24 protein-coding genes and 1 tRNA gene are annotated in these 26,787 nt (G+C 54.2%); 14 read left to right on the top strand and 11 right to left on the bottom strand.

The genetic code is table 11. The features are described 5' to 3' along the window. The first annotated feature begins 117 nt into the window (after window positions 1-117). The 8 genes from K3767_RS04950 to K3767_RS04915 all read left to right on the top strand — a co-directional run bounded on the left by K3767_RS04950 (window position 118) and on the right by K3767_RS04915 (window position 10,272). Window positions 118-3,108 (top strand): helicase-related protein, encoded by a 2,991-nt coding sequence (locus K3767_RS04950; protein WP_221172462.1) that lies wholly within the window; start codon window positions 118-120, stop codon window positions 3,106-3,108. 521 nt (window positions 3,109-3,629) lie between these two features. Beyond that, complete coding sequence (locus K3767_RS04945; protein ID WP_221172461.1) at window positions 3,630-4,574, top strand: glycosyltransferase family 2 protein; 945 nt, start codon at window positions 3,630-3,632, stop codon at window positions 4,572-4,574. Next, window positions 4,571-5,449 (top strand): lysylphosphatidylglycerol synthase transmembrane domain-containing protein, encoded by an 879-nt coding sequence (locus K3767_RS04940; RefSeq protein ID WP_221172460.1) that lies wholly within the window; start codon window positions 4,571-4,573, stop codon window positions 5,447-5,449. The genes K3767_RS04945 and K3767_RS04940 overlap by 4 nt, the downstream gene beginning before the upstream one ends. Next, window positions 5,436-6,074 (top strand): MarC family protein, encoded by a 639-nt coding sequence (locus K3767_RS04935; protein ID WP_221172459.1) that lies wholly within the window; start codon window positions 5,436-5,438, stop codon window positions 6,072-6,074. Before K3767_RS04940 ends, K3767_RS04935 begins: the two co-directional genes overlap by 14 nt. Beyond that, window positions 6,071-7,099: a histone deacetylase gene (locus tag K3767_RS04930; RefSeq protein ID WP_221172458.1), complete on the top strand. Its 1,029-nt coding sequence runs from the start codon at window positions 6,071-6,073 to the stop codon at window positions 7,097-7,099. Before K3767_RS04935 ends, K3767_RS04930 begins: the two co-directional genes overlap by 4 nt. A gap of 3 nt (window positions 7,100-7,102) precedes the next feature. Continuing rightward, on the top strand, window positions 7,103-7,837 hold the full coding sequence (locus K3767_RS04925; protein WP_221172457.1) for an ABC transporter permease: 735 nt from the start codon (window positions 7,103-7,105) through the stop codon (window positions 7,835-7,837). After that, window positions 7,818-9,026 (top strand): pyridoxal phosphate-dependent aminotransferase, encoded by a 1,209-nt coding sequence (locus K3767_RS04920; protein WP_221172456.1) that lies wholly within the window; start codon window positions 7,818-7,820, stop codon window positions 9,024-9,026. Before K3767_RS04925 ends, K3767_RS04920 begins: the two co-directional genes overlap by 20 nt. Continuing rightward, window positions 9,007-10,272, top strand: a complete 1,266-nt coding sequence (locus K3767_RS04915; protein WP_221172455.1) for a phenylacetate--CoA ligase family protein — start codon at window positions 9,007-9,009, stop codon at window positions 10,270-10,272. The genes K3767_RS04920 and K3767_RS04915 overlap by 20 nt, the downstream gene beginning before the upstream one ends. On the opposite strand, the gene K3767_RS04910 is transcribed toward K3767_RS04915, so the two are convergent. The 4 genes from K3767_RS04910 to tpiA form a co-directional block, all read right to left on the bottom strand. Then, window positions 10,269-10,988, bottom strand: a complete 720-nt coding sequence (locus K3767_RS04910) for a TonB family protein (protein ID WP_221172454.1) — start codon at window positions 10,986-10,988, stop codon at window positions 10,269-10,271. The genes K3767_RS04915 and K3767_RS04910 overlap by 4 nt on opposite strands. Before the next feature lie 13 nt (window positions 10,989-11,001). Beyond that, window positions 11,002-11,418, bottom strand: a complete 417-nt coding sequence (locus K3767_RS04905) for a biopolymer transporter ExbD (RefSeq protein WP_221172453.1) — start codon at window positions 11,416-11,418, stop codon at window positions 11,002-11,004. A gap of 11 nt (window positions 11,419-11,429) precedes the next feature. Beyond that, window positions 11,430-11,891 carry a CoA-binding protein gene (locus K3767_RS04900; protein WP_255592273.1) on the bottom strand — a complete coding sequence of 154 codons (462 nt, stop codon included), beginning with the start codon at window positions 11,889-11,891 and terminating at the stop codon, window positions 11,430-11,432. 315 nt (window positions 11,892-12,206) lie between these two features. Continuing rightward, window positions 12,207-12,968: a triose-phosphate isomerase gene (gene tpiA, locus K3767_RS04895; protein WP_221172452.1), complete on the bottom strand. Its 762-nt coding sequence runs from the start codon at window positions 12,966-12,968 to the stop codon at window positions 12,207-12,209. A 226-nt stretch (window positions 12,969-13,194) separates the two neighbouring features. Here tpiA and rbr point away from each other — a divergent pair, with 226 nt between their 5' ends. The 6 genes from rbr to ppcA all read left to right on the top strand — a co-directional run bounded on the left by rbr (window position 13,195) and on the right by ppcA (window position 19,034). Further along, entirely contained in the window at window positions 13,195-13,770 is a 576-nt protein-coding gene (gene rbr / locus K3767_RS04890) for a rubrerythrin (protein WP_221172451.1), read from the top strand. A gap of 55 nt (window positions 13,771-13,825) precedes the next feature. Beyond that, window positions 13,826-13,901, top strand: a tRNA-Ala gene (locus K3767_RS04885). A gap of 101 nt (window positions 13,902-14,002) precedes the next feature. Then, a complete protein-coding gene (locus tag K3767_RS04880) occupies window positions 14,003-14,206 on the top strand; it encodes a heavy-metal-associated domain-containing protein (protein WP_221172450.1) in 204 nt (67 codons plus the stop codon). A gap of 7 nt (window positions 14,207-14,213) precedes the next feature. Next, entirely contained in the window at window positions 14,214-16,739 is a 2,526-nt protein-coding gene (locus K3767_RS04875; RefSeq protein WP_221172449.1) for a heavy metal translocating P-type ATPase, read from the top strand. A 25-nt stretch (window positions 16,740-16,764) separates the two neighbouring features. Continuing rightward, window positions 16,765-17,547, top strand: coding sequence for an HDOD domain-containing protein (locus tag K3767_RS04870; RefSeq protein WP_221172448.1), 783 nt, complete (start codon window positions 16,765-16,767; stop codon window positions 17,545-17,547). Then, window positions 17,532-19,034: a phosphoenolpyruvate carboxylase gene (gene ppcA, locus K3767_RS04865; protein WP_255592272.1), complete on the top strand. Its 1,503-nt coding sequence runs from the start codon at window positions 17,532-17,534 to the stop codon at window positions 19,032-19,034. Before K3767_RS04870 ends, ppcA begins: the two co-directional genes overlap by 16 nt. Before the next feature lie 341 nt (window positions 19,035-19,375). On the opposite strand, the gene K3767_RS04860 is transcribed toward ppcA, so the two are convergent. The 7 genes from K3767_RS04860 to K3767_RS04830 form a co-directional block, all read right to left on the bottom strand. Further along, a complete protein-coding gene (locus tag K3767_RS04860; protein ID WP_221172447.1) occupies window positions 19,376-19,558 on the bottom strand; it encodes a PIN domain-containing protein in 183 nt (60 codons plus the stop codon). Then, entirely contained in the window at window positions 19,555-19,776 is a 222-nt protein-coding gene (locus K3767_RS12250; protein WP_221172446.1) for an AbrB/MazE/SpoVT family DNA-binding domain-containing protein, read from the bottom strand. The genes K3767_RS04860 and K3767_RS12250 overlap by 4 nt, the downstream gene beginning before the upstream one ends. Window positions 19,777-19,932: 156 nt before the next feature. Continuing rightward, window positions 19,933-21,054: a glycosyltransferase family 4 protein gene (locus K3767_RS04850; RefSeq protein ID WP_221172445.1), complete on the bottom strand. Its 1,122-nt coding sequence runs from the start codon at window positions 21,052-21,054 to the stop codon at window positions 19,933-19,935. Window positions 21,055-21,058: 4 nt separating this feature from the next. Continuing rightward, window positions 21,059-22,036 (bottom strand): radical SAM protein, encoded by a 978-nt coding sequence (locus K3767_RS04845; protein WP_221172444.1) that lies wholly within the window; start codon window positions 22,034-22,036, stop codon window positions 21,059-21,061. Window positions 22,037-22,066: 30 nt separating this feature from the next. Beyond that, complete coding sequence (locus tag K3767_RS04840; RefSeq protein WP_221172443.1) at window positions 22,067-23,362, bottom strand: ATP-binding protein; 1,296 nt, start codon at window positions 23,360-23,362, stop codon at window positions 22,067-22,069. 110 nt (window positions 23,363-23,472) lie between these two features. Next, window positions 23,473-25,563 carry an alpha-L-arabinofuranosidase C-terminal domain-containing protein gene (locus K3767_RS04835; RefSeq protein WP_221172442.1) on the bottom strand — a complete coding sequence of 697 codons (2,091 nt, stop codon included), beginning with the start codon at window positions 25,561-25,563 and terminating at the stop codon, window positions 23,473-23,475. Between the two features lie 3 nt (window positions 25,564-25,566). After that, window positions 25,567-26,772, bottom strand: a complete 1,206-nt coding sequence (locus K3767_RS04830) for a glycosyltransferase family 4 protein (RefSeq protein ID WP_255592269.1) — start codon at window positions 26,770-26,772, stop codon at window positions 25,567-25,569. Window positions 26,773-26,787 lie beyond the last annotated feature (15 nt).

Genomic DNA, 26,787 nt, shown 5'->3' with positions numbered 1-26,787 from the left:
ATTTTTTCCATTGATTCGCTACATGAAAAACTGATTGAAAAAGCCGCGGAGGAGGGACTGCTTCCCCGGGTGCGCTGGGGCCAGGAAGAGGAACACAAAAGGCTCCGCTGGTTCATCGTGGAGGAACTGGCCTCTTTGACCCGGCGTCAGATGCGCGGAAGCCTGGAGCAGCTGGGACTCGCGGCGGTTCTTTATGACGGTCTAGAACCGGAAAATCTGACGGCCCTTTCCCACTGGCTGAAAAAGTTTGAGATGAGCGCCGAAGACCTCGGGAACCTCATCCACGCTCTTCTCGATATTTACCGCATACAAGGTGTTTTAAGCGATCCTTTCCTTCAGCGGGACTGGTCTTCACAGGATGCCGAGGTGCGAAAGGGGATAGTAAACATTACGGAATATTACTGTCCGCATGTTCTCGTCTTTCAAAAAGAGGGCGAGAGCAAATATCAAAAAGGGTGGATGGCCCCAAACGGTCGTTCCGCGGCCCAGGTCTTTTTGAGAAAGGTCTTTCCAGCACTGAAATCAGACGCGAGAGACCGCTTTCTCGAAGAACTCTGGGAATGGCTTATAGAAAGAGACCTTCTGATTCCGGCGGAAATAAAAAGGAAACGGGCCGGAAGAATTGTCTCCGTTAGAGGCGGTTCAGGATACCAGATCAATTACAAGAAAATTGGAATTACGCATAGTGAAGGGCGATATGTCTGCCAGAGCTGTCGGCTGTCCCGTTCACGGCCTACGCCCGGAGGCGTCTGTCCGGCCTATCGTTGCAAAGGTCGTCTTGTTTATCAGCACTGGGATGAAGAACATTACGATGTGGTCCAGTATACCAAACTCGACTTTGTCCCCCTGATTCCCAGAGAACATTCGGCCCAGGTTCCTCAGGACGATCGCCTGAGGTACGAAAGAGAGTTCAAGGAAAAGGAAAACACCGTTAACTGCCTGGTTGCCACCCCCACCCTTGAATTGGGCGTGGATATCGGTCAATTGGAAATGGTCCTGATGCGAAATGTTCCCCCTTCTCCGGCAAGTTATGTCCAGCGAAGTGGTCGTGCAGGCCGGAGGCATCGTATAGGAGTGGTTTTCACTTACTGCCGAAACCGCTCCCATGACAAGTACTTTTACCGACATCCAGAGCAAATGATATCGGGGAGAATTCTGGTACCCGCTTTTTCCATGCAGAATGAACCCTTAATTCGCAAACATATCTTTTCTACGGTTTTGAGCTTTTTGAGACAGAAAGAAGATACCGCTGAGATAATAAACGCCATTATTCCGTCTTTTATATGGCATTACTTTGGGCAAAAAGAAAACGGAAGAGAGCATTACCGCGACGAACCTTTAAAGGTAAAAACTCCTCTAGAAGAAGCTATCAGGAAGTACCGGGACGAAATATTGAACTTTCTGGAAACCATTTTTACCGAGACCTGGCCTGAGGAATCAAGAAACCTCGTCTCCCGGGAGAGCCTTGAAAAAATCCTAAAAGATATGCCAGATGAGCTTCAAACTATTGTAGATGATCTTTTTGCCCGGGTTTCGGCTTATAAAAGAATCCTTAACGAATATGCGGAACTCGAAAGGAAAGGGGAACGCCTTTCTCCAGAGGATAAAAATAAAAGAAACCGATACGAAAAGGCGCTTGATCGATTGTGGATTGAGGAGCAGGAAAACTACGCCATCACCTATCTGGCCAAAAGGGGGTTTTTGCCCGGGTACGCCCTGACCAAGGATACCGTTCGGGCCCAGTGCGCGGAACCTTATATCGATCTTCCGCGCCCCACCTGTGTGGCCCTCCGGGAATTCGTGCCGGCCAATCTTATTTACGCCAACCGGAATGAATTCCGAGTCGAAAGACTCAATTTTTATGTTTTACAAGCCCGAGACAAAAACTTCCGAAGCCAGATGGAAACCTTTTATGTTGACGGATCTTTTACCAGATTAGCTCCAGGGAAAAGAGAATTCGAAGGTGGGGGGCAGGAAACCTTAACTCTCGGTTCCGTAAAGCTTGTGGATGTAGAGCTCGAGCCGCGTGGGAACATCGGCGACCAGCAGGAGTATCCTAAGCGCACCTCCTATCACATACTGGGGCTTTTGAGCCCTTATCATGCCGGAGGCTTTAAAGGACATCTGGGTAAAATAGACTGTGTTTACTATTACCAGGGGCAATTAAAGCTGGTTAATGTAGGTCCCTACCAACTCCTTGCCAAAGGAGAATATGGTTTTCCGATCTGTCCTGTTTGCGGCGAGCTTAGAAGCCCCTTTGCCGGCGAGACCGAAATTAAAAGCTTTGCGGAGGGACATCGTAAAAAATGCGGTCGAGAAATCGAACGTCTATGTTTACACACCGAGGTGCATTCGGATCTTTTAATTATCGGGCCTTTTGAAAATGAGTTGGATTCCCATCATGTAGCCGAAATAATTCGTATTGGAGCCCGTCTGGTTCTTGATATGGGAGATCAGGAACTTGAAAATGTGAGTATTAAAGATGATGCCGGGGGCACGAAACTGGTATTTTATGATCCGATTCCGGGAGGAACCGGATTTTTGCCGCTCATCTTAAAGTTTTGGTCGGACATAGTGCTTAGCGCCAAAATTGCTATTGAACAATGTGATTGCGAAGAGGCCTGTTATAACTGCCTTCTACACTATCGTAATCAGCCCTATCACAACCTTATGAGTCGTTCACGAGCCCTCGCTTTGATCGAGGACCTTTTACCCTGGCAAAAAGAATATGACATTCCACCCAATTATGTTGAGGTTGATATTGATGAAGAGCAACTTGAAAGTCCGGCGGAAGAACGGTTTTTAAAGATTCTGGAAAGACGCGGATTCCCTGCGCCGGTTCCACAATTTGAGGTTGTTCTGGGCGGCTCCCAAAAAACGATAGCCGATTTTGCCTATCCGGACCGAAAAATTCTGATCTATATTGACGGACTCTCTGAAGGTATACACGGAAATCCTGTTCAGCGACAGAAAGATAAACTCCTCAGGGCCAAGGCCCAGGCCAAGGGTTACAGAATCCTGGAAATCCCTGCCGAGGCTCTTCACGACAAAACCATGCTGACCGATTACCTGGATATATTAAGCGATTATCTGAGTCGATTTTCATGATATGGCCCATTTGGTCAGCGAAATAGCCACCTTCGAGAATTTTAAAATCATCTCTTCATGAGGGGCAAATTTAATTGATAAACATTATTACATCTATTCAAGGCACCGCGGTGTGCTTTTGGGTCACCACACGAATTCGAAATTTCTCTCATTTTCTTGCGGAACCTTACTCATAGATGGTGGTAAAATTTGGTTCGAATCCCACCGGTCACCCAAAAAAATTGCGATTTCCTGTGGACTTACAAATACCGAAATCTGTCCGGGATATCTGTAGGATGTTCGTGAGGTCTTCGGAGGCTCCGTTTTCCGGACTCGCCAATCATTCCAAAATGGTGCGGTGAGCCGTGCCCGGATACCTGAAGAGCCGGAAGAAGAATTCCTGAGGCACAAAGTCTTCCCACTTCTGGAGTCCCTGCCCCCCTGGGTACCACCGCGTTTGACAACCTTCCGGTAGTTTGGCAGGAAAATCGGTCCTAATTTTTCTTGTCGGTCCCGGGCTTCTCGGTTATAAGGAGTAGGACATGGAACCCGCGGTGTCCATAGTCATTCCGGCCTACAACGAGGAGGAGGCCCTGCCCCTTCTTCTCGAAAAGCTGGATTCGGTCATCCGCTCTCTTCCTCACCCCTCCGAGGTCGTCGTGGTGGACGACGGCTCGAGGGACCGCACGCCGCAGATCCTCAAGGAAGCGGTGAAACGCTATCCCTGGCTCCGGGTCTTTATCCTGCGGCGCAATTTCGGACAGAGTGCGGCCCTTACCTGCGGCATCGAAAACGCCCGGGGTAAGGTGATCGTGACCCTGGATGCCGATCTCCAGAACGATCCGGAGGACATCCCCCGTCTGCTGGAGAAGATAGAGGAGGGCTACGATGTGGTCTCGGGATGGCGCAGGGAGCGTCGGGACCCCTTTCTTTCCCGCAGACTCCCCTCCCGTCTGGCCAACTGGCTTATAGGAAGGATCACCGGGGTCAAAATCCACGATTACGGATGTACGCTTAAGGCCTACCGTCGGGAGGTCATCCAGGGGATCCCCATTTACGGGGAACTGCACCGTTTCATCCCCGTGCTCACCGACCTCCGCGGTGCCATGATCACCGAGATCCCCGTGCGCCATCATCCCCGACGGTTCGGAAAAAGTAAGTACGGAATATCGCGAACTTATCGGGTATTGCTGGATCTTTTCCTCATGTTCTTTTTTCAGCGTTTCGCCACCAGACCCCTTCACTTTTTCGGTCTGGTCGGTCTCGTCCTTTCGGCGCTGGGTTTTTCCATCGAACTCTATCTTTCCTTTCTCAAACTGGTCTATCATCAGTCCATCGGTCAGCGCCCCCTCCTCCTCCTGGGAGCCCTTCTGCTAATAACCGGAGTAAATCTCCTGGGAACGGGGCTTCTGGCCGAACTCCTGGTGCGCACCTACTACGAGGGGAGTGGCCGAAAGATCTACAGCGTTAGGGAGAGACTCCCGTGAAAAAATTTCTGGGACTGTTTTTCAGGATCGGGGTCAGCGCCGGGCTTCTCGTGTATCTGCTTCGCGAGGCCGACCCGGGAGCCCTCAAGGAGGCCCTTTTTCACTACTCGCCGGGCTGGTGGGTGGCCGGGCTTCTGGTCTACGCCGCATTTCAGGCCCTGAGCGTACAACGCTGGCGGTACATCTGCAAAAGATACGGCTTCGAAAAAGATTACCGGTACTTCGGTAAGCTTTATCTGGTAAACATGTACTTCAATACCCTTCTTCCGGGAATCATGGGGGGGGATGTGGTGCGGGGGTACTATCTGGTCCGGGACGGATTCGGACTTAAGGAAAGTTCCCTCAGCGTAATTCTGGATCGGGCCTCCGGGCTTCTGGGGATATCCTTTTTACTGATCCTGGCCCTTCCGCTATGGGGGGACTTTTTGCCTCCCAGGGTGCGTCATGTAACCCTCCTCTGTGCCGGACTGGTACTAGGGGGCGGGTTTGTGCTTTCCCTCCGGGCCACCGTGCATCGGAAGGGGCTTTTCGCTCCCGTGGCCTGGCCCTCCTTCGCGGGGCTGTTCGCCTACGGATTGGCCGTGCAGATCCTCTATGTGGTGCAATTCTGGGTGCTGGCCGGAGGATTGCACCTGGGTCTTCCCTTCAAGGACTATCTGGTGATCGTGCCGGTGACCGGTTTCCTGGCTTCTCTTCCCGTAAGTCTCGGAGGGCTCGGGGTAAGGGAAACCAGTCTGGTCTATTTTCTGGGGCTTCGCGGGCTCCCCCAGGAGAAGGGATTGCTACTGGGGTTGCTGGTCTATTCCACGGTGCTGGCGGGGGCGTTACCGGGGGCCATCCTTTATCTGAGAGGGGTTCGCGGTGCCGGAGATTAGTTTTCTCCTCAAGACCTTCGTAGCCATTTTCGTCATCGTGGACCCCATCGGAGGTCTTCCCCTGTTTCTGAGCCTCACCGCAGACGAAACCGAGGAGGAACGGCGCCGGACCGCGCTAAAGGGGGCCCTCGCCGCTTTTCTCGTGCTCGCGGTTTTTACCCTTTTCGGGGAGAAAATTCTGGCCTTTTTCCAGATTTCCATGGGTTCCTTCCGGGTGGCCGGAGGGGCACTCCTGTTTCTCATCGCCATGGAGATGCTTCAGGCCAAGCCCCGGAGCACCAAAAGTACCCCTCCGGAGGAGGCCGAGAGCCGGGAAAGAGAGGATGTCGCCCTGGTTCCCCTGGGGGTGCCCATCCTGGCCGGCCCCGGGGCCATCACCACCGTCATCGTGCTCGCCGGAGGAGAGCCCTGGCCGACAAAACTGGGGGTTCTGGCTTCCGCGGCGGCCACCTTTATCCTCACCGTGTTGCTGTTTTTTCAGGCCTCCAGGGTCTCCCGCTTACTGGGACGCACCGGGGCCAACCTGATGGTGCGTATCATGGGGTTACTTCTCTCTGTGATTGCGGTGGAATACATGGTAGAAGGATTAAAGGAGGTATTCCCTGCTCTGGGAGGTGGGGCATGAAGGTAGGATTGGTTTACAGCGACCTTTTTCTGGAGCACAGGCCCGGGGATTACCATCCGGAAAGGCCGGAGAGGCTCGCGAAAATCCTGGACCGTCTGCGGGCCGAAGACATAGCCCCGCTCGTGGAATACATCCAGCCCCGGGCTGCCGAGAAGGAAGAAATCCTGTGGAACCACAGTGAGGCCCATTACGAGCGGGTGGCCGCCACCGCGGGAAAGCCTTATGTACAGCTCGATCCCGACACGGCCACCTCCGAGCGTTCCTTCGAGGCCGCCCTTGCCGCGGTGGGGGCCCAGTTCGTGGCCCTTGACCAGATCTTCCGGGAAAACTTCCGCACGATCTTCTGCCTGGTGCGCCCCCCGGGCCATCACGCCGAATACGATCGGGCCATGGGGTTCTGTCTCTTTAACAATGTGGCCCTTGCCGCTCACTATGCCCTGAGGGTCCTGCGCTTTTCCCGGATCCTCATCGTGGACTGGGATCTCCATCACGGAAACGGAACCCAGCGTTCCTTTTATTCCAGCCCGGAGGTGCTCTACTTTTCCACCCACCAGTTTCCCTATTATCCGGGGACGGGTCGCCTCGAGGAGGTGGGGCACGGGGAGGGACAGGGTTTTACCGTAAATGTACCCCTTCCGGCCGGTTTCGGGGATGCGGAGTACTTCCTCGTCTTTCGGGAGATCCTGCGTCCGGTGGCCCTGGAATACCGGCCGGAGATAATCCTGGTCTCGGCCGGTTTCGATCCCCATCGGGACGATCCCCTGGGGGGGATGCGGGTTTCCGCCGAAGGATTTGCGGCTCTGGCCGGAATCCTCCGGGAGGTGGCCGAGGAGGTCTGCGAGGGGCGCATGCTTCTGACCCTTGAGGGGGGCTACAGCCTCACCGGGCTTGCGGAGGGCGTGGCCCGGGTGATCGGGGTGCTTGCTGGAGGCGACTATCCGGCTCCGGCGGAGGAACCGGACCCACGGGCCGTGGAGATCGTGCGGGAAGCCCGCAGCTTCTTATCCCGCTACTGGCCCCTCTGAAAAATGGCTCCTCAGGCCTTTCCCTCCGGGGCCCTGCTTCTTTTCGCCCTTCCCGTAGGGGTTATCGTACTTTTCCGGGCCAGGTGGTTTTCCGGAGGCCTGAAGGTCCTTTACGGATTCACCCGCATGGTCCTGCAGCTCACCCTGCTGGGTTATGTGCTCGTCTACCTCTTCTCGGCCCGCCATCCCTATCCGGTGCTTGCGGCGCTCGGGGTAATGCTTTCCGCCTCGGCCTGGATCGCCCTCCATCCCCTCCAAAAGAAAGGGCTTCATCTTTTCGCCCGGGCCCTGGCCGCCATCTTCCTGGGGGCCGGAGGGACCCTGGCCCTGGCCCTCTTCGGGGTGTTGTCCCTGTCTCCCTGGTGGAACCCCCGTTACCTCCTACCCCTTGCGGGGATGACCTTTTACGGGGCGCTCAACGGGCTGAGTCTTGCGGCGGAGAGGTTCTTTTCCGCCCGGAGTATGGGAGCTTCCCCGGAGGAGGCCCGCAATCAGGCCTACAGGGCCGCTCTGATTCCTTATCTCAACAGCCTGTTTTCCGCCGGGCTGGTCTCCATCCCCGGTATGATGACCGGACAGATCCTGGCGGGGGTCTCCCCTCTGGTGGCCGTAAAGTACCAGATTCTCATCATGCTCATGATCTTCTCCTCCGCCGGCCTCTCCGCTTTATTTTTTCTCTTTTTTGTAGTAAAAGGTGAGTCCCGAAAGGAGGAGAGAGATGATCGCCGCGCGGATTAAGGAATACCTCGAAAGGGCCTCCTGGATCCGGAAAATGTTTGAGGAAGGAGCCCGGCTAAAGGCCCGGTACGGAGCGGATCGGGTCTGTGACTTCAGTCTGGGCAACCCGGATGTGCCTCCTCCACCGGAGGTGAGCGAGGCCCTGCGGGAGATCGTCTCCGAGGATCGGCCGGAACTTCACGCCTACATGCCCAACGCCGGCTTCCCCTTTGCCCGGGAGGCCATGGCCCGAAAGGTCAGCCGGGAGCAGGGTCTTGAGGTCTCCGCGGAGGAGGTGATCCTCACCTGCGGAGCGGCGGGGGGCCTCAACATCATCTTCAAGGCCCTGCTCAATCCCGGAGAGGAGGTGGTCTTCCCCTCCCCCTTCTTCGTGGAATACGGATTTTATGTGGAAAACCATCACGGAGTGCCCCGGCCGGTTCCCACGCGAGAGGATTTTTCCCTGGATCTGGAGGCCCTTTCCGCGGCCATAGGGCCCCGCACCAGGGCCGTACTCATAAACTCCCCGCACAATCCCACCGGACGTCTCTATCCGGAGGAGGATATCGCCCGCCTGGGGGAACTCCTTCGCGAGAAGAGCCGGACCCTGGGACGCCCGGTATATCTGATCTCCGACGAACCCTATCGCAATCTCGTCTTCGACGGGCGCAGAACCCCCTCGGTGTTCCTCCATTACGAGGCCAGTTTCGTGGTTTCCAGCTTTTCCAAGGAACTCAGCCTTCCCGGAGAGCGCATCGGATTCGTGGCGGTCCATCCGGAAATGCCGGGGAAGGAGGAGGTCCTTTCCGCCCTGATCCTGGCCAACCGGATCCTGGGTTTCGTGAACGCCCCGGCCCTGGCCCAGCGGATCGCGGCCCGGTGCGCCGAAAGCCTGGTGGATGTCTCGGTATACGAGAGGCGCCGGGATCTCCTCTGCGAGATCCTTTCCGAGGCCGGGCTGGAATATGTGCGTCCGGAAGGGGCCTTTTATGTGTTTCCGCGGACCCCGGTGGATGATGTGGAGTTTTGCCGGCTCCTCCAGGAGGAGCTTATTCTGGCGGTTCCGGGAAGGGGCTTCGGAGCCCCGGGACACATTCGACTGGCCTTCTGCGTTGACGAAAAGATCATCGAACGGTCCCGCGAGGGTTTCAAGCGGGCCGTGGAGAAAGCCCGTAAGGGAGGTCCGTCAGATGTATCAACCTCGGCTTGAAACCATGCCCCGGGAAGAAATCGAGAGGTTACAGCTCGAGCGGCTCCGGAACACCCTGAGACGCATCCGGTCCCGCAATCCCGAATACGCGGCTCGATTCGGGGGCCTCGCTCCCGAGGACCTTACCGACCTCTCCGATCTCCGAAAACTTCCCTTTATAACCAAGGAGGAACTGCGCGAGGCCTATCCCTTCGGGCTGGCCTGCGCTCCCAGGGAGGCCTTCGTGCGGTTCCACATGTCCTCCGGCACCACCGGCACCCCGGTCATCAATCCCTATACCCGGGCGGATGTGGAACAGTGGGCCGAGATTATGGCCCGTTGTCTTGCCGCCGCCGGGCTCACCCACGCCGATGTGCTTCAGATCACCCCCGGTTTCGGGCTCTTCAACGGGGGCTTCGGCTTCCACTACGGAGCCGAAAGGATCGGCTGTTTCGTGGTGCCCATCGGTCCGGGACGCACCCTGATGCAGCTCAAGTTCATCCGCGATTTCGGAACCACGGCGCTTGCGGCCATATCCTCATACCCCCTGCGACTCATTGAGGTGGCCCGGGAGGAGGGGTTCGATTTCCGGGAGACCCGTCTGCGGGTGGGGATCTTCGGGGCCGAGGTCTGGAGCGACGAGACCCGCCGTTACATCGAGGAGGCCATGGGGATTGAGACCTTCGACATCATAGGCATGACCGAGACCGGAGGCGTGGGGCTGGGGATAGACTGTCAGGCCCACGAGGGCATCCATGTGTGGGAGGATCACTACCTGGTGGAGATCGTTCATCCCGAAACCGGGGAGGTGCTTCCGGACGGCGAGGAGGGAGAGCTCGTCGTAACCACCCTCACCCGGGAGGGGCTTCCCCTGATTCGCTACCGGACCCGGGACATTACCCGCATCCTTTCCCGGGAGCGCTGCGCCTGCGGGCGCACCATGCTGCGGCTGGCCCGGATCAAGGGACGCACCGACGACATGTTGAAGGTGAAGGGGGTGAACTTCTACCCCCGTCAGGTCGAGGAAATCCTCATGCGCCACCCGGAAACCACCCCGGAGTACCTCATCCGTATAGGGAAAAAGGCCGGAAAGGACTTCATCGAGATCCTGGTGGAATGCCGCCGGCGGGACGAAACCCTGCGGGAAAGACTGGAGGAAGAAATTTACAACTTCCTCGGCTTTCACGCCCGGGTGGTCCTTCTTGCCGAGGGGGAGCTACCCCGTCGGGAGGGCAAGGCCAAACGGGTGGAAAGGGTTTCCGATTAGAGCCGGAGTCCCCCGGGGGTAAAAATGGCTTTAATGGTAACCGGGGTCCCCGGGGCGGGATAGGGAGCCGCGGCCTTTACCGCGGCAAGCACCGCCCGGTCAAAGAGCTCGTTGCCGGAGGACCTGAGCAACTCATAGGAGAGAAGTTCTCCCCGGGCCGAAATCCGGAGGCGAACCGTGGCCGAAAGATTTTTCTTCTTTTCCAGGGCCAGGGGCACCTCCCAGAAGCTCTCGATGTGGGTCTTGAAGATTCCGGTATATCCCGGGGAAGGGTTGCCCCCGGCCGTCCCCCCGGAGCCCGCGGAGCCGCGTTCCTCCTTTAACTTCCTTTCCAGCTCCCTGAGTTTCTTACGGAGAACCTCCTCCCTTTTGAGGGCGGCCAGTCGCTCCTCAAGGATTTCGTCACCGTTTTCCCGGGCCGGGGCCGTCTTTTTCCTCCGCTCGAGGGCGGGCTTCCTTTTTCCCGCGAATCGCTTGCGGGAAGGGACTTTTTTCCTCCGAAGGGGTCTCTTGGGGTTTCTTTTGCGGGGTTTCCTTTTCGGGGAAGAGGAAACGGCCTTCTTGACCGGTGAGGAACGATTCTTCCGCAGGGGGCCGGGGGAAGAGGGATTGATGGCGAGGCTGGTGAGCCGGACCTTCACCGTGGGGTAGGCCTTTTGCGCCGGAAACTCCCGGGAGAAGACCCCGAGAAGCCCCAGGTGAAAGATCAGGCTCAACAGAAAAAACTTTTTAAGGCCGCGCATGTTCCAGGGGCTGGGTAACCAGGGCGATGTCGGTGAGCCCAGCTCCGGAGAGCTCTCCCAAGACCCGGGCCACGATCCCATAGGGCACCGCACGGTCGGCCCTGAGCTGCACCTCCCTGACCAGTCCGGCGGCCCTGGCCTCGGCCAGCCAGCGGGAAAGCCGCGAAAGGGAGACGGCCTCCTTTCCCACCAGAATCCTGCCCTCCCGGGTTATCGTGATCACCAGGGGCCTTTCCGGGGTTTTGAGTTTGCCCGCCCGGGTTCTGGGCAGATCCACCCGGAGGCCGGTGGTGAAAAGCGGGGCCGTGATCATAAAGATTATGAGAAGCACCAGCATCACATCCACCAGGGGGGTAACATTGATCTCGGCGAGCAACCCCTTGCGTCCCGGAGAGGCGGGCATCGTTTCCCTCCTCAGGCCTCCCGCGTGGCTATCTGATGCACCTTCTTGAAGCAGCGATTCATGATTACCGTAAGCCCGGCGGCCCCGGCCTTTCTGGCGGCCTCCTCGTTAACTATTCCCTCCTGGAGCCAGAGCACCCGGGCCCCGATCTTTATGGCCTCTTCGGCTACGGGGGGAACCTGATCCGCCCGGCGAAATACGATGACCACCTCCGGACGGCGGTTTTCGGGTATCGCCGAAAGGGCGGGATAACAGGGCTCCCCGAGAATCTCCCTCTGACCGGGGTTCACCGGGATCACCTCAAAGCCCCTCTCCAGCAGGTACTTCATGACCTGATGACTGGGGCGCTCCGGTTTGGGGCTGGCCCCCACCACGGCCACCCGCCGGAACTTTCTCACCACCTCCAGGGCCTCGGGCTCAATCCGGGTGTAATCCGGAAGGCGGCAACTTTCCACGGAACTTGAACTTTTCATGATTTTTGCCTCGTGTAATAATATTTCAACATCGTGGTCTGGCGCGAAGTAGGAAAGTTTTTCTTAAATCTGGCCCTTCTTTTGATTGGGACATTAGTGGTGCAACCGATTGCTCATTACCGGACCGACTGGAGTATATTGGGAAGCGGTGCCATGGCTGCTCTTTACTTTTTCGTGGTAGGTATTTATTGTCTAAAAAAAGGAGAGGAACATGCACGGACTTGAGGGTTTCTGGATAGGAATTGGGACGGCCGTAATAGCCTCTATTATAGCCCTTATTTGGCTTAGACCGAAAAAGCCGGAGCACAAGCCCTCCTAAAGAGTCTCATATTTCACGATCCTGGAGAAGGTTTCGGGGTCAAGGGAGGCCCCGCCCACCAGGGCTCCGTCCACATCCGGCCGGGCCATTAATTGAGCGATGTTTTCCGGCTTAACGCTCCCTCCGTAAAGGATGCGTATCTTTTCGGCAAAATCATCCCCGAAAAGTTCCCCCAGCAGACCCCGGACATACCGGTGGGCCTCCTCGGCCTGCTCCGGGGTGGCCGTCCTCCCGGTGCCGATGGCCCACACCGGCTCGTAGGCGATCACCAGTTCCCCGAGATCCCCCGGGGCAAAACCGGAAAGGGCCTCCCGGATTTGTCTCTCCAGGACCTCGAAGGTCCTCCCCGCTTCCCTTTCCTCGAGCCGCTCTCCGACGCAAAGGATGGGACGCAGCCCGGCCTTAAGAACCCCTTCCAGCCGTTTTCTTATCATCTCGTCGTTCTCACCGAAGACATTTCTTCTCTCGGAATGACCGATAATTACATAAGTTACCCCGCACTCTTTAAGCATTACTGGGGATATCTCCCCGGTGAAGGCGCCCTGTTCGGCCCAGTGGGCGTTCTGGGCCCCCAGGCGGATGCCGGTGCCGGCGAGCTCCCTCCCCGCGAGGTACAGGGCCGTAAAGGGCGGGGCGATCATGATCTCCCGGTCTTCAATTCCCGCAACCAGCTCCCGAAACCGGTGAATATAGTTCAGGGTCTCGGTCACGGTCTTGTGCATCTTCCAGTTTCCGGCGATGAGAGGAAAACGGGCCATTCTCTTTCTCCCTCCTCGGTTTGAGGTTAAGTATACCATCTTTCCTGCGTTCAGCGAGGGTTTTCTTTACCCTGAAAATGCGAAAACTTTCGAGTCGAAAGGCAAACCTCCCGGATCTGCATGGAGTTTCGTCAGGAATTCGGCCCCGGATGCAGTGATAGGAGACTTGACTTTTCTTTATATTGACTTTAAGGTAGTAAAAAATTTAAGTTCAGGGAGGTAATCAATGAAAAGCATCAGGGGAACACGGACGGAGAGGAATTTACTCACGGCTTTTGCCGGGGAGTCTCAGGCCCGCAATCGTTATACTTTTTTTGCTTCCAGGGCCAGGAAGGAAGGTTATCAGCGGATTGCGGACATTTTTCTGGAAACGGCGGAGCAGGAAAAGGAACACGCCAAGAGGTTATTCAAGTTTCTTGAGGGAGGAGAGGTGGAGATTCAGGCCTCTTTCCCGGCGGGCCGAATCGGGAACACTCTGGAAAACCTGCTCGCTGCCGCCGAAGGAGAGAATTACGAGCATTCCCGGATGTATCCCGAGTTCGCCCGGGTGGCTCGGGAGGAGGGATTTCCGGAGATTGCCGCCGTATTTGAGGCCATCGCGGAGGCGGAGAAGTTTCACGAGAAGCGTTATCGTGCCCTGGCTGAAAAGGTAAAAGATGGGACCCTGTTTAAGCGTGAGGGAGAAATAGCCTGGCGCTGCCGGAACTGTGGGTACATTCATGTGGGTCCCGAGGCCCCGGAAGAGTGCCCCTCCTGTGCCCATCCCAGGGGTTATTTCGAACCCCTGTGCGAAAACTGGTAAACCGCGGGACCTTGACATTCCTCCCGGAGACGGTTAAGGTAGAATCGCTACGGGTGGGGCCGTAGCTCAGATGGGAGAGCGCGTGAATGGCATTCACGAGGTCGTGGGTTCAAGTCCCACCGGCTCCACCAGGTCTCTGTCCCGGTGCCGGTGAAAATTCCCTTCCGGAGTCTGAAATTCCTTTTTGTAAAGGTTGGGCTTCCTGTCCTTCAATTAATTTCAGGAGGAATCCATGGAACGCATAAGGGTTAGAATTTCCGGTATGAGCTGCGAGCATTGCGTCAAACGGGTAACCAGAGCGCTTGAGAGTATTCCGGGAGTAAGAGAGGTGCGGGTGGATCTAAAGAGCGGGATCGCTACTTTTGAGAAACCCGAAGGTGTGACCCGGGAGGATATTGCCCGGGCGATAGAGGAGGCCGGCTACCGGCTGGAATAACCCTCCCATGCGGGAAAAGATCCCCAAAAACACCTGTCCCCTTCCCCGGGGTGAGTCTCTCGGAAGGGGGGTTTCCGGAGGGTCCCTACCCGAAGGGGGACGGGTGATGCGGTTTCGTATTTCCGGGATGAGTTGTGCCGCCTGTGCGGCCCGCATTGAAAAGATTCTCTCGCGTCTTCCCGGGGTTTTTGAGGCTTCCGTAAATTTCGCCGCAGCCAGGGCGCGCGTGGTTTATGATCCCGAAAGGATTTCCCCTCAAAAAATGGTGGAGGCCATCGGGAAGGAGGGCTACGAGCTCGTACCCGAGCTCGCGAGGCAAGAGACGACGGTGGTGGCCATCGGGGGAATGAGCTGTGCCGCATGTGTGGCCCGTCTGGAAAAAGTTCTGGGAAAACTTCCCGGCGTCTTTGAGGTTTCGATCAATCTGGCCTCCGGTAAGGCCCGTCTTACCTATGATCCGGAACTTACGGGGATTTCCGATTTCCGGCGGGTGATCGAGAACGAGGGTTATCAATTCCTGGGCCTTTCCCGGGAAACAACATCCTATGCCGGAGGTCCGGAGGAGGCCAGGCTTTACGAACTCAAAAGGAGGCTTCTTGCGGCCTGGGCTCTCGTGCCCCCTATTTTTCTGCTCTCCATGGCCGACCTCTTCCCCTTCGTTTCCCGGATTCCGCGGGAGACCCGGCACTTCCTCTTATTTCTCCTGGCCACGCCGGTGGAGTTTTACGCCGGCTGGGAATTTTTGCGCGGCGCCCTGAAGGGACTCAGGCATAACACCATGGATATGAATACGCTGGTGTCCCTGGGCACACTTTCGGCCTATTCCTATTCGGTGGTAATAACCCTTTTCCCGGAGGTCTTTGTCCGGGCCGGGCTTCCCCTTCATGTTTACTACGATTCCGCGACCATGATCATTGCCTTTGTTCTGCTGGGTCGGTATCTCGAGGTTAAGGCCCGCGGACGGGCCGGCGAGGCGGTAAGAAAACTCCTTTCCCTTTCCCCGCCCGTGGCCCGGGTCATCCGGGAAGGAGAGGAAAGGGAGATACCAGCCGAAGCCCTGCTCCCGGGGGACCTGGTGGTGGTCCGTCCCGGAGAGCGGGTCCCCGCGGACGGAATCATCGTTGAGGGACGGACGGCCCTTGACGAATCCATGCTTACCGGGGAAAGCCTTCCGGTGGAGAAGGAACCCGGGTCCCGGGTGATAGGGGGTACCCTGAACCTTTACGGTGTCTTCAGGTTTCGCGTGGAAAAGGTCGGACGGGAAACGGTACTGGCCACGGTGGCCCGGTTGGTGGAGGAGGCCCAGGGCTCCAAGGCTCGCGTTCAGCGTCTGGCCGATCGGGTGGCCGGGGTGTTTGTGCCGGTGGTGCTTACTGTAGCCGGCCTGACCTTCATAGTCTGGTATTTCATGGGGCCCGAGCCGAGGCTCCCCAATGCTCTCCTTTCCTTCGTTTCGGTTCTGGTAATTGCCTGTCCGTGTGCTATGGGACTTGCTACTCCGGCGGCGGTCATGGTGGGAACGGGACGGGCTGCCGAGCTGGGCATTCTGATAAAAAACGCCTCCGCACTGGAGGAGGGGGCCCGGATTACGGCGTGTGTCTTCGACAAAACCGGCACCCTCACTCTGGGAAAACCCCGGGTGCAGGAGATCATCCCGGCTCCGGGCTATACCGAAGAGGAGGTATTACGACTGGCGGCGGCGATTGAGAAGCATTCGGAACACCCTTTATCTCTTGCGGTGGTGCGGGCCGCCGCGAATCTTTCCGTCCCCGAGGCCCGGGAGATCCAGGCCGTTCCCGGGAAAGGCCTACGGGGATTGGTGGACGGGAAAGAAGTGTGGGTGGGTAACCCGGCCTGGGTGGCCGGTGAAACATCCATCTCCTCCGAATTCCGGGAGCGGATGGAAAGGGGCTCCTCGGGAAAGACGATCATTCTTGTAGCCCGGGATAAAGAGGTGGTGGGAGGACTGGCCATAGCCGATGTCTTGCGTCCCGAAGCCCGGGAGGTGATCAACACTCTTAAGGCCATGGGGATTTCCGTGTTCATGCTCACCGGTGACAACCGTGCTACCGCGGAGGCTCTGGCCCGGGAGCTTTCCCTGGACGGTTACCGGGCCGAGGTTCTTCCCGGAGACAAGGCCTGCATCGTCCGGGAGCTGCGCGAACGGGGTTTCCGGGTGGCCATGGTGGGAGATGGAGTTAACGATGCCCCGGCTCTGGCCGAGGCGGACCTAGGAATCGCGCTTTCCTCCGGGACAGACATTGCCCTTGAGTCTGCCGATGCCGCCCTCATGCGCCCCGATCTGAGGCTCGTGCCGCTGGCCATCAGACTCGCGCGGGCCACGCTGCGGATCATAAAGGAGAATCTCTTCTGGGCCTTTGGATACAATGTGCTGGCCATTCCGATAGCCGCCGGGGCCCTTTATCCTCTATGGGGTCTGCGCCTCAGTCCTGCTATCGCTGCGGCGGCCATGGCCCTCTCGTCCGTTTCCGTGGTGACCAATGCCCTGCGTCTGAAAAGGCTATCGCTTTAAGGTCCCGGTCTGGTATGATGAAAATATGGGGCGGCTGGATTGTTCCCGCTATGAGGAATGCTTTCGGCGGCTCAGTGCCAGCTACGAGGTGGTGGCCGAGCTGGAAAGGGCCTTCCGTTCGGAGCACACCAACTTCGACGAACTGGCCCGCGTTATAGAGAAGGATCCGGCCCTTACCGCCGAAATCCTTAAGGTGGTCAATTCCCCGTATTACGGATTTCCCCGCAAGATCTCCTCGGTGGCCCATGGGGTGGTGCTCCTGGGAATGGTAAACATACGCATCATCGTGCTTACGGTCTCCTTTTTTAAAAGCCATCCCCGGCTAACTCCCCTCTGGGCTCATTCCCAGTGGGTTTCCTATCTGGCCAAGGAATTGCTCAAAAGGCTACTAAAGACCAGTATGCGTCAGAGTCCTCTCCTCCTGGCCATTGATCCCACCACGCTAGCCACTGCGGGCATTCTTCACGATGTGGGTAAGATCCCCCGTTTTCTCTGCCCGGAAACCGAACTTCCCGAGGATCACGGAGAGGTGGGGTTCCTGATCGCCCATTGTTTTGACTTTCCGGAGGAACTTTCCACAGCCATAGCCTATCACCACCGTCCGTGGGAGGCCCGCACGGAGGTGGCCCTGGTCTCCATTCTGTACTTTGCCAACGAGATCGTAAACCAGAGAGAAATTTCCGAAGAAAATCTTTCCCGTGGAGCGGCCTATCTGGGGCTGTCGACCGAGGAGCTTAAAGGGGTTATAAAGGCCACTCAGGACATGTTTCAGAAATACCTGGAAAATCTGCGGTGCAGAAAGAGGTAACGGCCATGCGCATCCCCAGGGTTATGTCCACCCAGCATCCCGACAATGTCTCTCTTCCCTTCTTTGCCGAGACCTCGGACATGTCCGGGGAGGACGAGATTCAGGAGGCCTATTACGCCTTCTCCCATCTCGGATGTGATGAACAGATGTGGGATAGCGAGGGCAAAGAGGTGGACGACTTCGTGGTCAAGAAGTTACTTACCCGGTATGCCCATTTTTTCCGTAATCGCAGGCTCGGGCGGGACTGTTTCCTCACTCTGCGGGTGCCCAATCCCTCGGTGGAACGGGAGGAGGCCAAGATCCTGGTGGAGGCCCTGGAGAGCATTCCCCGTTCCATGGACGCTGCTCGCCTTTTTTACGGAGACCCCTCGCCTCCCATTTTTGAGGTTATTCTTCCCATGACCACCTCCGCGCGGGAGCTCAACCGGGTCTACTACTTTTACCGGAACTTTATTTCCGGCAAACAATACCAGCCCATCTACGAGGGAGACATAACGCTCGCCGAATGGGTGGGAGAATTTTTGCCGGAAAGGATCCAGGTAATCCCCCTTTTTGAGGACATTCCCTCCATGGTTCGGGCGGATGAGATCCTGGAAAAGTACCTTGCCGATAAGGAGATCGTGCACCAGAGGGTCTTCCTGGCCCGTTCCGATCCGGCCCTCAATTACGGGAGTGTGAGTGCGGTGCTGGCGAACAAGATCGCCCTGAAGCGGCTGGAAAGACTCGCGTCCAGACTGGAAATCGAGATCCATCCCATCCTGGGTGTGGGGTCCCCTCCCTTTCGGGGAAATCTTACCCCCTACACAGTGGAGCTGGTCCTTCAGGAGTATCCCTGCGTGGAGACCTTCACGGTTCAGTCGGCCTTTAAATACGATAATCCCATCGAGGATGTTATAGAGGCCATCAAAAAGATAAAAAACTTTATTCGCTACCCTCTGGAAGATTTTGATGAGGCGAAGGCCCTGGAGTTGGTGGAGAAGACCTCCCGGGAGTACCAGCGACTGATTGAGCCCCTGGCTCCGCTGGTCAACCGGGTGGCCCGGGATATACCCCGCCGTCGCATGCGAAAACTCCATGTGGGTCTTTTCGGATACTCCCGGAGTCTGGGACGGGTGACCCTTCCGCGGGCTATAGGTTTCTGCGGGGCATGTTATTCCATGGGGCTTCCCCCGGAACTCCTTGGACTCAATGTGTTATCCCGGGAGGAGCTTCAGGAGCTCAAGGGATTCTATCGCAACCTGGAGAGGGACTTTTCCCTGGCCATGCAATACTTTAACCCCCGGGTCCTCGATCTTCTGCCCGAGGAGGTCAGAAAGGCCTTACTGAGGGCCCTGGATCTCCTGAACACTCTCAGCCTGGACTGCACACCCGATACGGCTCATCAGGAGGCCACCTCCCGGATCATAAGGCGTCTCAAACGAAACGATCCGGGCCGACTTACCGACATAATCCTCGAGGCCGCTTATCTGCGCCGTTTTCTGGGATGACATCCCCGTACACCCCGAGCGTCCGCTCGGCTATGCGGTCCCGGTCGTAGTCGCGGCGGAGCCAGATTCCGGGAAGGCCTTTATCATTAGAAACTCGCGAAAACTCAACGGCATCTTTCAATCAACAGGATATACAACCTTAAGCCCTTTGAAATACTCTCGATAAAATCCCTTATCTCTGGTTAACAAACGATCACACTGAACCAAGGCATGAGCTCCTATGAGAAAATCAGCCGCAATCCTTCTCTTCTTGGGCCCCCTTTTTAAATATTCAGCCCAGCATTTAGCCGCCACTAAGGCGGCTTCCCGAGCAATAGGTGAAAATTCAAGCCCTATCTTCTCTAATTTATAAGGGCTTCCTGCGCCTCGACATAAACCACAGCCACCTCGGCCCATACAACTTCACAAGCTACAATCTTTCCTTCTCTTAGGCACTTTTTTAGAGCTTCTTTTGAGGCGGGCCCATAAAGGGGATCAGGTTCCAAAATATCTATCAGAATATTGGTATCAACGGCTGTAATCACTTATTTTCTCTTAACTGACGGAGGATCTCGTCCGTATGCCTTCCCCGACCAAGTTGACCATAAATTTGATCTATAGGATCCAAAGTCTCTACTTTCACGGCTACCAAACGCCCTGCTTCTTCCTTAAATTCCAAAATAGTCCCGGGCCGAATTCCCAACCGATCCCTCAAAGGTTTCGGTATCGTCACCTGTCCCCGTTCAGCAACCTTCGCACGCATCAACTTTTCCTCATTTCACTAATTACTTTCTACTTACATGAATTATTAAGCATGAATTCATACCTATCAATACATGGATCCACTCCATCCTTTTTCCCATGCTCCGCGAGGCCGCACCGCTTACCCCCGGAAAGATCCCCCGATCCCTTGTTGCACCTACGAAGTGCGAAAGTCTTGGGCCTCCCGATACACCCCGAGCGTCCGCTCGGCTATGCGGTCCCAGTCGTAGTCGCGGCGGAGGAGGTCCAAATATTCCCTGCGCTCCTCAGACGATACCCCACGGCGGAAAAGACTTTCCATAGCTTGTGCCAGGTGAGCCACGTCTCCCTTCCGAAAATAGCGAAAATCAGGAAGAGGAAGCTCTCGATGCTGCGGAATGTCACTTACGAGAACCGGGAGCCCGTAGCTCAGGGCCTCAAGAAGGGCGATGGGAAGGCCTTCGTAATAAGAGGGAAGCACAAAGAGCCCGGCGTTTGAAAAAAGTTCGGCAAGAGGCCTTCCGGAAACAAAACCCGTGAGCACCACGCCCGGCGTCCGGACGGCCAGTTCTTTGAGCCTCCGGCTGTAAGGTGTTTCGTGATCGGCGTCTCCGGCTATCACGAGTTTGAAGGGCGGATTTTCAAGCCGCCGATAGGCCTCAACCAGGTCATGAAGACCCTTTTCCGGCACGAAGCGGCAGGCGGTAAAGACATAGCTTCCGGGCTCAAGTCCCCATCGCGAAAGCCCTTCTCCGGGAGGAACGGCCTCCGGAATGTGCACCCCATTGGGGATGAACACGGCCTCCAGCCCGTAAAGCCTTCTCAGATGTTCCTGAATGCCCCGGGAGATGGCGATCACCCGGTGGCTGTACCTCACGCCCCAGCTTTCGCCCTGCTTGAGTGCCCTTCTGGCCAGTCGTCCCCACTTGGCCCGTTCATAGTCCGGCCCGTGGTGGGTCATCACCACCTTGAACCCAAGAGCCCGCGCCAAAGGTACGACCAGACACGGACCGATGGCGTGAATATGCAGGATATCCGGCTTAAATCTCCGCGCCAAAGAGACGGCAAACAGAGTATGCGTTATGGCCTCAAGGGATTTTCTCCGCGGACACCACAAATGGTAAAACTTTACTCCGCGCCATTCGAAAAGACGGTTGTCCCTGGGGATATACGGCGTGCGAGTGAAGACCAGAACCTCGCACCCGAGCTTTACCAGCCTGGGGTAAAGTTCCTGACAATGTTTCTCCACCCCTCCCTGAACACCGGGGAATCCCCTCGTTCCGCATACGACGATTCTCATGGAATCAGTCCAGACAGGGCTCCTTTCCCATCATCACCCGCAGCTTGTTCCTCACCACCCATTTTAGAGGCTTCCATATATATTTCTTCATCACCGGGGCGGCGGTCCCTATCATCCAGCACTGCCTATCACAGTTTTTGACCTTTTCTCTAACCTTCCGGGCCTGCTCACCGTTCCAGATCTCATCCCAGTCCTGCTCATTCAGATTACCCATGACCCACGGTTCCGGAGAACCATTGCAGGGAACCACTTCCCCGAAAGGGGTTACGAAGAAATTCTCCGTCCCGGCCTCACAAGGAAGAAGTCGCGGTTGCCTCCTCACCCTTCGGATAAGCCCGTAATTGAAGTAGGCTCTAAACCAGTTCTTTACCCTCTTTGTACAGAGCAGTTCCTTTATCAATTCCCGAAAGCAATCTTCGATCATTCTTTGATCCTTGAAAACATTGTCGTGTTTGTGAAAATAATAGGAATTGTGAGTAACCGCAGTGGCGAATTCGAACCCCAGACTTTTGGCAAGCTGGTAAAGTTCTATCATGTCTTTGGCGTTCCGGTCGGAGACCGTGATGCCGAAGCCTATGTCCTTCAGGCCCATGCGCTGAAGCTCAAGGAGCGTCCGCAGGCCGTGGTCAAAGCCGTCCTTTATACCCCGTAGCTCATCGTTGGCCGCCGGAAGCCCCTCAAGGCTTACCCTTATACCTATTTTGGGATACTTCCTGGCAATATTTACGATCTTTTCCGTAAACCACCCGTTGGTGCTTATGACCACTCTTTTAGACTTGCGCATCACAATGTCCACAATGTCTTCTATGTCTTCCCGCAAAAAGGGCTCGCCCCCGGTGAGGTTCACGAAGGCCAGATTGTCCGGAAGCTTCTCCAGCACCTCAGGCTTTATTTCCTCCGAAGGTTTTGTGGGATACTTCCAGATGTTACACATGTAGCATTTGCAGATACAGCGATAGGTCAAAATGATAGCCGCCTCCATCCTCAGACCCCCCTATGTTAAGGTAAAAATCTACATAAGCAAAAACCACTTGAAAGGAAAGATAACTACTTTATCCCTGAATTCCGGCACCTCCAGATCAAAATTCAGGAGAATACCGTAACGCATATTTTTAAGCTTGAGCTGGGAAACATCCCTTTTAGCGGTTCTCACTTCCAAAACCACGGGTGCAAGAGCGGTTTCCACCACAAAATCCGGGGTCTTCTGGGTTCCGGTAGGTAGATAGAACACTCTGTTGGGAAGGAGTCGCCTCAGAGAGAGGGCCACGGTATCCTCCAGAAACCTGGAAAAGAAAGACCGAAGGTCCGCAAAAAGCTGTCTGAGGATTCCGTATCTAAGGGTCGGAGAAAGGAAAAAGACCTTTCTGTGCCGGGCAACTCTGGTTTTGGTTCCTCCATAGGGAGGAAAGGCCAATAAGACTTCCGCTTCTATCAAGCTTTTTATTATTCGTTCTATCCGCTTTCTTGAAACCCCCAGATCCTGCGAAAGCCTCTCCGGGTTTATTTCGTCGCTGGCCGCAAGCTGAGAAAGCAGCTTGAAGACACTCACCACCTCGTTTTCCGGGTAGAGATTCCGGAGATCCTGATAGACTACTCTTTGAAGCATGTCGAAGGTCTGATCAGCCAGAACCTTCTCCTCCTCCACCGGGATAAAACGGGGGAGATTATGAAATAAAATGTATTCCCGAATGAGCTCCTGCCAGGGAAGCTTTTCTTTATAAAACTCCTGCACCTCTTTTTCTACGAGTTTCAGGCCTTTCTTTAACTCCTCAAGCGATTCGGAGAAGAAAAGTGTCTTCCTGAGCTCCTCCGCCCGGGAAAAGGAAGGAACTTCAAAGCCAGATTCCAGGAAGGCCTTTATCATTAGAAACTCGCGAAAACTCAAAGGGAGAAGGGATCTCAGGATCCACCGGGTGGCCAGATCCACCGTGGAGTGAAGATAAAGGGCTGAGCTTCCGCTTACGAAAATAAAACAGTCTTTGAACCTGTCATAGAGCACTTTTAGCATCAGAGGCCAGTTGGGGAGATACTGCACCTCGTCGAGAAAGAGCACCGGTGTTTTCCTTTGAGACTTCAAATCTTCGTATATTTTTTGCAATCCTTCGATAAGATCTTTTTCCGAAAAACCATAACTGTAGGCCACATCAAGGCTTATAAAGAAGGCTTCGGCTCTTTCCTTGAAGTTTCGAAGGAGATAGTCCGCCAGTTGCCAGAGGAGGGTGGTCTTCCCGGTTCCTCGCAGTCCGGCCAGGGCCACCATCCTTATCCCCCGGCCGGATTCGAGAAATTCGCTTAAATACCTCTGCAATTCCTCATAAAAAAATCTCTTCGGCAGCTTCTTTCCCCGGAAGCAAATGGTTTCCCTGAGGTGTGAGGGAGTTATCTTTTGATTCCGAACAAACTCGAGACAGCTATCCTTCAAGTTCCCTCCCTGCGCGTTAACTCTAGGGCCGTTACCGAATGCGGCTCGAAGGTGAAATAGAAGGCCCCCTCCTCAGGAGCCACCCTAATCTCACGGTAATGTATTTTAACCCTTTCCCGCCTATTTTCATTGGTGGCGGCCACCGAAGGGCCGTTCAGCACCCAGGCCCGAACCACGGGCTCAAAGGGAAAGCCATTGATTTTTATCCGCGTCCTCATGGACTCTTCCAGGTTTTTGTTGATCACCATAAGGTATATCCGATCCCTCTTCTCGTTGGTGCTCGCCAGGGCCGAAATATATGGCGTCGGCCCGTATTGCGGGGCGGGGCCAAGGTCCCCAATTTTCATATTTTTAATATAGACTGTTCCCTTAATTCCTTTATTTTCTTTTCCTTTGATAAAAAACAGCAAATTTAAAATTTTAATATTATCGGGAGTTTTAAAATCAAAGCCGATTTTTATCCACTCTGTATTTCCCCATAAAATCTTTGAATGTTTAATGCGTCTATACCTTTGATCTTTAATTTCTATAAAAAACCATGCTTTTTCCAAGTTTGTTTTTATTTCGGCTTCCCAAAAATATAACCAATTAGGTTTAACATTTTGAATTTTTTCAATAAAAAAGATTCCTAACTTATTATGTTTTTCGCAATCAAAATGAATTACCGAATAATCAAAATATTTTTTCATTCTAACACACGGAGGAAGCCATTTAAAATCAATTTTCAAAACTTTTTCTCTAAAAGTTTCAGTATCTAGAAGATCCAAATTTTGAGAAGATACTTTTTTAGCTTTTATAGAAGGTAAAATATTTTTATATCCAGATTGAAAATAACTCTTTGACTTTACTTGGGTTTTTAATAAAATATCTCCAAAATGATTGGCATAAAGATAAAAAACATAATAGTTAGGCCTTTTGTAATATCTACCTTGTCCCCTCATGTAGTTCGGGTTGTAAACCAGACCCCAATAAGAATTAGAGAAATGCCAGTAATTTGCACAAAGAATAGATGTTCCATGCAACAAAAATACTCTTAAAAGATCTGCAATTAGAAGAGCATTTCCTAGAGAATGCCTGTATGGCACCGGCCTCTTTTGTACAAAACCACCATTATATTCGGTAATAGCAATCGGAATCTCTCTCCTAGTAATTTCTTTTAATTGTTTAGAAATCCTAAAAAGAGAATCGCTAATTTGCTCAGGAGCAGCCAAAGCTATTTTAAAAAGTTCATTAGTAGATATTTCATTTCTATCAGATCGATAACCAGGAGGATAGATATGAAAAATTACAAAATCAACATTTTTTTTAATTACAGAAAGAACAGCTCGACTCCACCAGCCTAATCCATATAAACTTCTTCTCATTACTGCTCCGAGTTCAATCTTAGGATCAATGTTTTTAATTAACTTTTGACATTCAAGATACCGTTCTCCATATTCTCTTGGATCTACAGCGGAAATTTTCCTATGATCCCCATGCCACACTTCATTTCCAAACTCAAACCACTTAACTCCGTAAGGCTCCGGGTGCCCATTGGCGGCCCGTACCTCCGCCCAGGCCACTCCGCCGTTGGGGTTGGTCCCGAGGGGGGCGTTCAGATACTCCACCAGGTCCGCCAGGTCCTGACAGGTCCCGGTGAAATAGCTCAACACAATAATAGGTTTAGCTCCTACCGCCCGACAGAGCTTCATGAACTCGTCTATGCCGAATTTATACATGGGCCGCTTTTCGACCGGGCCGATAGCCTTTTTCCAGTCGTAGTGATGAGTGCCACACCCACCCGGAAACCGCAAAACGGAGACTTTTATTTTTTTAGCGAGATCCACCAGAACCGGATCGGGCCTCCTCAAAAGCGGATCCCAGACCCCTGCTCCAAAATTAGTAAATCGCCCGTCATTTACACAAAACTTTTTTTTCTTTTTTACAATCAAACAACGGTCAAAGCCCAAAATGCCCTGACCAAAAACATAAGGGTTAACTATCCCCACTTCCTCAAAGTTGACGGTAATCTCCGCTACCGGCTGCGCCGGAAGAGACGAAAGCAAGAAAATGAAAAGGAAAGAAATAACACCTAAGAAAATTTTCATCGGTCAATTCTCAAGAAGCCCTCGATATATTCGTAAGAGTTCCTCACAGTGTTTTTTCAGGGAAAACTCCCGTTCTGCCTTCTCCCGGGCCGCACGCCCCATCTCATATCGCAACTCCCTATCTTTCCACAAGAAAAGCATCTTCTCCTTAAGCTCCTCTCCATTTCCGGCCTCGAAAAGAAGCCCCGTTTTACCCTCCTCCACGAGCTCCGGAAGCCCCCCGATGCGGCTTGCAATAATGGGTTTCCCCAATGCCATGGCCTCAAGCACAGTCATAGGACAGTTTTCGTAACATTCCGAGGGCACCACCACAAAGGAAGCCCGGGCCACAAGCGACTTGAGCTCCTCCCCTGTCCGATAACCCAAAAACTCCGCCTCCGGATATTTCGTCCTGAGTTCAGCCTCTATCGGCCCGGTTCCGACTATCTTAAGGGGAATCTCTCCCGCCACCTCCCAGTGAGCCTTAAGCAGCGTCTCCACTCCTTTTTCTCGGGAAAGTCTTCCGAAGTAAAGGGCATATTCCTCATCCTCATAAGGAGGCCTGTATTCATTAAGGTCTATCCCGTTTCGTAAAACTACAATCTTCTCCCGCGGAACCCGCATCGCCACCACTTCCGCCAGAAACCGGCTGGGAGAAATAAAGAGATCTACTTTGTCATAGGATTTGAAAAATTTATGCCAGTAAGCCTCCACCATCAAAAGAAAGCTTTGAAGTCTCGAATTAGCACAATTTTTGAAGAAAGGCTTATAGAAATGCCTCCCTTGACATTCAAGGCAGGACTTTAAATCTCTGTCAAGCATAAGATAGGTAGGGCAAATAAGTTTGCCATCATGCAAGGTCAACACAACCTTCACCCCGTGTTCCTTAAGCGTATGAATAATGGAAGGGGTGAGCTGATGATAAATATTGTGAAGGTGCGCAGTGTCCGGCTTTTCCTTTTGGATCAAAGCCCTGATCTTCCGCACCGCCTCCGGCGAGTGTATGAACTTGAAGGCGTTTTTCAGTTTGGTCTGGAATCCATTTGCACCGTGATAGTCAATGTGCGAGACAAAATAAGAAGAATATTCAGAAGGAAAATTTCTGGGATCGTGCATGGAAAAATCTATTACTTTTATTCCATTATTTATCAAAAATTCTCTTTCCTGAAAAAGAACCTTTTCTGAGCCGCCTTTAAGCCAAAAAAATTTATTAGCTATAAGAACTTTCATAATTTACTTTAAACA

The organism is Thermosulfurimonas sp. F29 (genome assembly GCF_019688735.1).
Taxonomy (GTDB): Bacteria; Desulfobacterota; Thermodesulfobacteria; order Thermodesulfobacteriales; family Thermodesulfobacteriaceae; genus Thermosulfurimonas_A.
This window is presented reverse-complemented; position numbering and strand designations above follow the sequence as displayed.

Excerpts from the sequence above, each read along its gene's own strand:
- K3767_RS04945 (WP_221172461.1), top strand. The coding sequence starts at position 3,630 with ATGGAACCCGCGGTGTCCATAGTCATTCCGGCCTACAACGAGGAGGAG.
- K3767_RS04930 (WP_221172458.1), top strand. The coding sequence starts at position 6,071 with ATGAAGGTAGGATTGGTTTACAGCGACCTTTTTCTGGAGCACAGGCCC.
- K3767_RS04925 (WP_221172457.1), top strand. The coding sequence starts at position 7,103 with ATGGCTCCTCAGGCCTTTCCCTCCGGGGCCCTGCTTCTTTTCGCCCTT.
- K3767_RS04920 (WP_221172456.1), top strand. The coding sequence starts at position 7,818 with ATGATCGCCGCGCGGATTAAGGAATACCTCGAAAGGGCCTCCTGGATC.
- K3767_RS04915 (WP_221172455.1), top strand. The coding sequence starts at position 9,007 with ATGTATCAACCTCGGCTTGAAACCATGCCCCGGGAAGAAATCGAGAGG.
- K3767_RS04905 (WP_221172453.1), bottom strand. The coding sequence starts at position 11,418 with ATGCCCGCCTCTCCGGGACGCAAGGGGTTGCTCGCCGAGATCAATGTT.
- K3767_RS04900 (WP_255592273.1), bottom strand. The coding sequence starts at position 11,891 with ATGAAAAGTTCAAGTTCCGTGGAAAGTTGCCGCCTTCCGGATTACACC.
- tpiA (WP_221172452.1), bottom strand. The coding sequence starts at position 12,968 with ATGGCCCGTTTTCCTCTCATCGCCGGAAACTGGAAGATGCACAAGACC.
- rbr (WP_221172451.1), top strand. The coding sequence starts at position 13,195 with ATGAAAAGCATCAGGGGAACACGGACGGAGAGGAATTTACTCACGGCT.
- K3767_RS04880 (WP_221172450.1), top strand. The coding sequence starts at position 14,003 with ATGGAACGCATAAGGGTTAGAATTTCCGGTATGAGCTGCGAGCATTGC.
- K3767_RS04875 (WP_221172449.1), top strand. The coding sequence starts at position 14,214 with ATGCGGGAAAAGATCCCCAAAAACACCTGTCCCCTTCCCCGGGGTGAG.
- K3767_RS04870 (WP_221172448.1), top strand. The coding sequence starts at position 16,765 with ATGGGGCGGCTGGATTGTTCCCGCTATGAGGAATGCTTTCGGCGGCTC.
- K3767_RS12250 (WP_221172446.1), bottom strand. The coding sequence starts at position 19,776 with ATGCGTGCGAAGGTTGCTGAACGGGGACAGGTGACGATACCGAAACCT.
- K3767_RS04850 (WP_221172445.1), bottom strand. The coding sequence starts at position 21,054 with ATGAGAATCGTCGTATGCGGAACGAGGGGATTCCCCGGTGTTCAGGGA.
- K3767_RS04845 (WP_221172444.1), bottom strand. The coding sequence starts at position 22,036 with ATGGAGGCGGCTATCATTTTGACCTATCGCTGTATCTGCAAATGCTAC.
- K3767_RS04835 (WP_221172442.1), bottom strand. The coding sequence starts at position 25,563 with ATGAAAATTTTCTTAGGTGTTATTTCTTTCCTTTTCATTTTCTTGCTT.
- K3767_RS04830 (WP_255592269.1), bottom strand. The coding sequence starts at position 26,772 with ATGAAAGTTCTTATAGCTAATAAATTTTTTTGGCTTAAAGGCGGCTCA.